The organism is Roseibium sp. LAB1 (genome assembly GCF_054658235.1).
This window is the reverse complement of record NZ_BAAGIB010000015.1, coordinates 1-1,964: the sequence shown is the minus strand read 5'-3', so window position 1 is coordinate 1,964 and position 1,964 is coordinate 1. Positions and strand designations below refer to the sequence as shown.

General features: G+C 62.9%; 1 protein-coding gene. It reads left to right on the top strand.

Going from position 1 to position 1,964, the window contains the following annotated elements; all coding sequences use genetic code 11:
* Positions 1 to 1,964 (top strand): heavy metal translocating P-type ATPase (locus ACYQ54_RS28455; RefSeq protein WP_460088500.1); only part of this gene is annotated, 1,964 nt, incomplete at both ends.

The following is a 1,964-nucleotide window of genomic DNA, read 5'->3' as shown; positions in this document are numbered from 1 at the left end:
GATCTCGGCTATCCGGCGCGAACGCAGACGGTCACGCTGACTATTCAGTCCATGTCCTGTGCCTCTTGTGTCGGACGTGTCGACAAGGCGTTGCAGGCGGTGCCCGGGGTCCTCAGTGCCAGCGTCAATCTTGCGGCCGAAACGGCAACGATCGTCTTTGCAGAAGGTGCCACAACCGTTCAGGAGCTGGTGAAGGCCAGCACGGATGCCGGCTATCCCGCAAGTCTGGCAGACGCAGGAACGTCTCAGGATCGCAGCGAGCGCAAGGCGGAAGAAGCCCGTGAGCTGGCGCGCAAGATGGCGATTGCCGCAGCCTTTGCCTTGCCCGTGTTCCTGATCGAAATGGGCGGGCATCTGATCCCCGCTTTTCACCACCTGATCGCAGTGACCATTGGTCAGCAAATGAGCTGGATGCTGCAATTCGTGCTGACGAGCGTGGTGCTTTTCGGTCCGGGCCGATCTTTCTATCTGAAGGGGTTTCCGGCGCTCTTGAAAGGGGCGCCGGACATGAACAGCCTGGTGGCCGTGGGAACCGGAGCCGCCTATCTCTATTCGGTGGTTGCCACCTTCCTGCCGGATCTGGTGCCCGCCGAGGTTCGCGCCGTTTATTTCGAGGCCGCAGCCGTGATTGTCGTTCTGATCCTGCTGGGCCGTTTCCTGGAGGCCAGGGCAAAGGGGCGCACTGGGGCAGCGATCCAGAGCCTGCTCGGCCTGCAGGTCAAGTCGGCCCGGGTGCTGCGTAACAACGAGATGGTCGAAGTGCCGATCGAAACGCTTGTCCTCGGCGACGTCGTCGTGGTGCGTCCCGGCGAGCGGCTTGCGGTTGACGGTGAAGTGGTCGAAGGGTTCTCTCACGTCGATGAAAGCATGATCACTGGCGAGCCCGTGCCTGTCGCGAAATCGGCTGGCAGCGCGGTGACTGGTGGCACGGTGAATGGCACCGGAGGACTTCAGTTCAAGGCAACGCGTGTTGGCGCCGATACGACGCTTTCGCAGATCATCCGCATGGTCGAGGAAGCCCAGGGCGCCAAGCTGCCGATCCAGGGGCTGGTGGACCGCATAACGCTGTGGTTCGTCCCCGCTGTGATGACCGTTGCGCTGGCCACGGTTCTGGTCTGGCTGATGTCTGGCCCTGACCCGGCCTTGACGCTTGCCCTGGTTGCCGGTGTTTCAGTGCTCATCATAGCCTGTCCCTGTGCCATGGGCCTTGCCACGCCGACATCGATCATGGTGGGCACCGGCAGGGCAGCCGAGATGGGCGTCCTGTTCCGCAAGGGCGACGCACTCCAGCAGCTTGCCGACGTGGACATCGTTGCCCTGGACAAGACGGGCACCGTGACGGAGGGTCGGCCGGAACTGACCGACCTCGTCCTGGCGGATGGTTTTGAACGCTCTTTCGTACTGTCGCGCATCGCGGCTGTCGAGGCGCGTTCGGAACATCCCGTTGCCGAAGCCATCGTACGGGCAGCGGGCAAGGAAGGTGTGGAGAGGCTCGCTGTCGGTGAGTTCAGCTCCATCACCGGTCATGGCGTTTCCGCAATCGTCGGCGGTCAACGGGTGCTGGTCGGCGCCGACAGGCTGATGGTGCGCGAAGGTATCTCGACGGAGGCCTTGTCGGACGAGGAGACCAGGCTGGCGAAACTCGGACGAACGGCCCTCTATGCGGCCATCGACGGGAAAATCGCCGCAGTTGTCGGGGTTGCCGATCCGGTCAAGCCGTCGAGCCGCGCTGCAATTGCAGCTCTTCACGCCCGTGGTCTGAAGGTTGCGATGATCACCGGCGACAAACGGGAAACCGCCGAGGCAATTGCCGCGGAAACCGGTATCGATACCGTGATCGCGGGAGTCTTGCCCGACGGCAAGGTCGACGCCCTGACCAAACTCAGGGAAGACGGTGGCCGTATTGCCTTCGTTGGCGATGGCATCAACGACGCCCCTGCCCTCGCTCATGCCGATGTCGGTAT